Raw genomic sequence first — 4,791 nt, 5'->3', positions numbered from 1 at the left:
ATTTTTATTCTTTATCTTTTTGTTTTAAAATAAATATTAGTTTTGAGTTAGTAATCAATATTTTAGAAGATTGAGGGAATAGGATATGGTAGTTAATATAAATATGACAGCATTTACCGATGCTGCAGGGCAAACTTCCAATGTGCTCAATACAGGGGATATTACTTCAGTAATCAGCCATATTGACGCCTCTAACGCTACTCTTACAAATAAATTTATCGCTTGTATGCAATGTCTTTCTCAAACGCTTAATAGTGATGGGCCTTTTCAAGGGAAGTGCGAAAGCTATTTAAAGGAAAAAATTTTCGATCTAGCTAAGAAAAAACCTGCCGAGGCGCAAGAAGCAATCAAGGACACTACGATTAGATATGATGAGAAGCTTTCCTCTACAATTAAAAAAGTGAAGTATTTATCAGCTGGCGTCTGGGGGCTCCCCGGGGGCAACTATGTGAGGAAACTTGGTCATCATATCTTTGAGACCTATGGGAATAATAGGAATTTGGGTACTACCTACCTTTTAGCAGGTGCAACTGTTACCTTTACTCGAGGTGTATCTTCCATATTTGCTTTAAATGCTACCGATGGCGGGCAAGGAGCTGGCAGTGCTAATATGTTCATAGGAGCAAGCCTTATGGCTTTTCCCCTATTAAACTCTATTATTAAAGCGACGGGCGACGAACCTTAAAACTTTTGATGGACTGTCTTTACAAAAGAGAATATGATAGTTTTAAATCCATCTTATAATCGAGGAGCAAATTCCTAGTTTCTTAGCTAAAAAAAGTAGAGTTTTGCTCTAATATTTTATTCATTAACCTATAAAAAAGAGAGGAAATAATGAATTATATTTTTAGTTTATTTACTTCATGTGGAGCCCACTCTTATCAAGAGTATGAGGTTTTAGAAAAAAAAGATGAAGATAGAGGAATAGAAGAGTTGCGTCAATGGATAGAAACCCATCCTGTTACTTCTTCCATTAAAATGTTAGAAAGCGCTAAAAAACTTGATAAGTATACGAATGAATTGATGAAAAGCTTAAAAGAAGTACCTCTGACTACTTCTAACGTTGACTTATTGAAGGATCATTTGGTTCTTCTTGCTAAGCAAAATGACAGTGTAAGACGAAGATTAATAGACAAAATTTCTAATCTTAAAGGCGAAAAATCTCTCCTCGAAGATTTGCAAGTTAAATTGATTTTTACATGCGCGCATTAAAAATGCCGAGGAAGAAAGTGTGCTTTTACTTATAGTGGCTCATGTCTAAGCAATAATTTAAACGGGCAATTTTTTATTAGGAGATGAAAAATCTCTCCTTCCCGGCTCTTTTTAAAATCTTCCTATTTTCCTACTTATCGTCTCTTTCCTATTTCCCTCTTTAAATTTTTTTTCATTCCTATGCAGGGCAATCGGGGCTCAAGAGGTGAGAGCGAAACGCCCCCTGCTAAAGGGGGCAATGCCTATCAACACCATCCTTAGGCTTTTTTCCAACATTTAATTTTTAGCTTACCCAAGCTAAACTTCATGCTTAAGCTGAATAAAATGTTAGAACAAAGCTTTGGCTAGTTGAACCACAAGGCGTGGTTCCTGTAATGGTCACGGCAAATACAGGTCCCGATCCTCTTGAAATTCCTGTGATTACCCCCGTTGTGGGATTAATGGATGAGCCAGAAGGTAGTCCTGTAGCCGTAAAGGTGAAGGGTTCACCGTTTGGACTAAAAAAATGTCCTGTGACTTGATCTAAGGTATAGGGCTGACCACCAAGCATGGCCAAATTTATTGGATTTTCTAGAGGAGTCGAGGTAGGCGGAGCACAGGGGAAGCTAATGGTAAAAGATTGGCTTACACTTGCACAAGCATCACTAGCTGTAGCCATGATGACAATATTATATATCTGATTGTCTTGCAAACCTATCCCTGAGATGAGTCCTGTTGTTGGATTAATACTTGCCTCTGCCGGTAATCCGGAGGCACTATAAGTTAAAGCTCCTCCACTAGGATTGCTAAAATAAGGGCTGATATCAAAGCTATAGGGTTCATTACCCGAAAAGCTAAAATTAGGGATAGGAGAATACTTCAATTCATGGCAGGAGGGAGGCACAATCATTTTCTTTCTTTTTTCTTCCGTAATGGCTAACACTTCAGGCATATAAACTGCAGGTGCACTCACCCAGCCTGCTAAAGCAGGGTCACAATAGCATGGGTTGCAGGCGTTGTTATCCATCTGTTTTTGCGTTCCAAAAGCGTAGGTAAGCTCGATACCTGCAGTGGTAAGGTTGGGAAGGTGAGATTTTCCTCGCGTATGAGCACCAAATAATCCTACGGTCAATCCTGTCCATTCAGGCTGAGACCAGCTTAAACGTACTTTTCCATAGTTATAATGGCGTTTAAATTCGGCTAAGAGATCAAGAAGGAAATGAGAAGCAATTTGTTGTTGATAGCCAAAGCTTGCCCCTAAGCCAGATAGATGTTTTCTAGATCTATATTTTCGACGGTAGCTTACGCTATCGAAATCTGCATCTACCTGAAAGCGGCTGGAATACCAAGGGGTTATGGTTATCCCTAGGGAGCCTCCATAGCTGCTAGAGCCAGCAATACGGCGCCAGTAAAGAAAATCTTTACATCTCTTAGGCTTTAAATTGTGAGACGCGGCGTAAGAGTAATAGGCTGTAGCCTCCACCTTATTGAAAAACTGATGATAAAAATCATGTTGATATTTAGCTCCAAGAGCATACTGATGCATCCACCGTTCTTTTTTCCCGGTGGAAAAACGATAGCCTAATCTTTGTGTTAAATATTCAGCTGAAAGCTTGAATCGATCTTCATGGCTGTAGAGCCAACCTACTGTTCCATTGGCACGATAATTCCTCCTGCCTACTTCCCCAAAAAAAGCTATAGCCGTTTCTTCGGTGGCAGGGCGAGGCGCCAAGGCTAATTTAAAAGTAGGAATCAAGGCGTTGTGGGTTCTTCCTCTAGCATGATCACAGCTTTGGCTATACCCATGGCTATAAGCTGCCATGATCACAAGCAAAAACATTAAAATTTTTTTCATTTTTTTTTCCTTTATTTTTTTGAAATTTTCCTTTTAGAATATTTTTGCTTTTGGCGTCAAAGTTTTTTCTTAATAAAAGTTTAATTAACACGAGTTATCAGATAAGAAAACACTCTAAGTTTGCTTCAATTATACCTAAACTGTAAGCCAACTCATTAAACATTTTGCCAAAAATATTTTTAGATAGATCATAGACAGGAGTCTTGGACCTCCACATTTCATGGCGTTAACATATAAACAAAAATTTTTCCTTTATCATTCATAATTAAATGTAGTTTGAATCCATAAAAATACCGGCTAGAGGCTTTTCCTCTTTTAGCTATTTTTTTAAAAACTTGGAAGGGAGTGGAGGCGACGATTATGGCACACTGCCAATAGAGTAAAAGCGATAAATGAAATGCCTGTACACTCTCTCTTTAAGCAAGCTTGTGAATAAACAAAAAGGAGAATGAGCATGTTTTCATTAAAGCGATGAACTTATGATAGAAAAGCACATGAGGAAAATATTTCTTTAGCGAGGGAATGACTTGCCACATAGAGTAACCTTTAAACATTTTATAGCCACTTTTATGAGACATGATGACAATAGGCATCGCTTCACTTAATGATCATTTTGGCCTTCTACTTCTTTCTTTGCTTTTTCAATGAGTGGTTTTTAAATGGTTTTCAGCCCATGTTGTGTATTATCTAACCTTAAATTGGTTACAAAAAATCATCTACACCGCAAAAAATGGAGATTAATAAGTAGATATCTTTTTCAACCATTTTCACCTTCCAGCTTTAAGTTTTTTTAGTGCAAAATGCTTTTCAAAGCTGTGAAGGCCTTTTTTCAATTATTTTCTTATCCGATAACTAGCGTTAATTAAAGAGATAGGAAAGGTGCGCCTGGTGTCAAAAGCCATACTTAAGAAAATATTGTCAGTAAGCGTTTTCTACCCATCGAGATGCCACATTTTCATCAGAAATCTCCTCGATGTGTTGCAAGATAAAGGTGCCCTACAACTAATCTTACTGGCCTAGCTGGTTGACTTATTTTTCTACAAACAACTTATCAAATTCTTCCTCTAGCTGCTTCCATACAATCAACTTAAGATAACTTAAGTAAGAGAATGATTTTGATTAAGTTCGCCGCTAAAGCAGAATTTAAAAAGGTGGCCCTATTGGTCATCTAACTTGTTTGGTTTTATAGTAAACTTTGCAAGAAATTAAGGGCTTTGTAATGAGTGACTTGTAATGGAAATATAGCATTAAAAAAAATGCTCCTAAAGTCTTTCCTTAGCGCAAAATGCTCTAAATCATGTTGGACTATAGAGTAGGAGATAGTGCTCTTTATACGCTAACTCCCTTGCAAACCTTTAAAAGAGGATAAGCTTATTTGTCACGCCTGTTCCCATGCAGATCAAAGAGGCCAAAGAACTCATATTTGAAGTGCCCTACGACAAAACTGCAGTGATAATACAAGGCTATCGAGCTTTTAAGACTATCTCTTGCTATAAAGGCGTCGAACAAAGAGGGGTAGTCATCTTTTAGCCAAGCGGCCTATCAAAGAGAATGCCTACTTTAGTCAAGCATTACCTTAAGGACAGTGAAAAACTCACCTTACGCAGGCATAGAACTCCTTTGTAAATTTTGCAGTTCTTGATAGGCCATCTGATTGGCTTTAAGGATTAACTTATATTTTAAAGCAAAGTGATTAAGTAAGGTTTTAATTTTAAGAAATTCAAGCTTGCAATAAGCGATAAGAG

Annotated in this window: 4 protein-coding genes; 2 read left to right on the top strand and 2 right to left on the bottom strand. The window is 37.7% G+C overall.

What is annotated here, in order from left to right; genetic code table 11:
- The first annotated feature begins 85 nt into the window (after positions 1-85).
- Together DB41_RS08290 and DB41_RS08285 are read left to right on the top strand one after the other, a co-directional pair.
- Positions 86-685 carry a hypothetical protein gene (locus tag DB41_RS08290; RefSeq protein WP_039386265.1) on the top strand — a complete coding sequence of 200 codons (600 nt, stop codon included), beginning with the start codon at positions 86-88 and terminating at the stop codon, positions 683-685.
- Between the two features lie 149 nt (positions 686-834).
- Complete coding sequence (locus DB41_RS08285) at positions 835-1,212, top strand: hypothetical protein (protein WP_039386263.1); 378 nt, start codon at positions 835-837, stop codon at positions 1,210-1,212.
- A gap of 310 nt (positions 1,213-1,522) precedes the next feature.
- On the opposite strand, the gene DB41_RS08280 is transcribed toward DB41_RS08285, so the two are convergent.
- The gene (locus DB41_RS08280; protein WP_039386261.1) at positions 1,523-3,046 is read right to left on the bottom strand and encodes an Ig domain-containing protein; all 1,524 of its coding nucleotides are present in this window, start codon (positions 3,044-3,046) and stop codon (positions 1,523-1,525) included.
- Between the two features lie 218 nt (positions 3,047-3,264).
- Positions 3,265-3,405 carry a transposase gene (locus DB41_RS13035; RefSeq protein ID WP_368730552.1) on the bottom strand — a complete coding sequence of 47 codons (141 nt, stop codon included), beginning with the start codon at positions 3,403-3,405 and terminating at the stop codon, positions 3,265-3,267.
- Positions 3,406-4,791: the final 1,386 nt, after the last annotated feature.

This window comes from Neochlamydia sp. TUME1, assembly GCF_000813645.1.
Taxonomy (GTDB): domain Bacteria; phylum Chlamydiota; class Chlamydiia; order Chlamydiales; family Parachlamydiaceae; genus Neochlamydia.
This window is presented reverse-complemented; position numbering and strand designations above follow the sequence as displayed.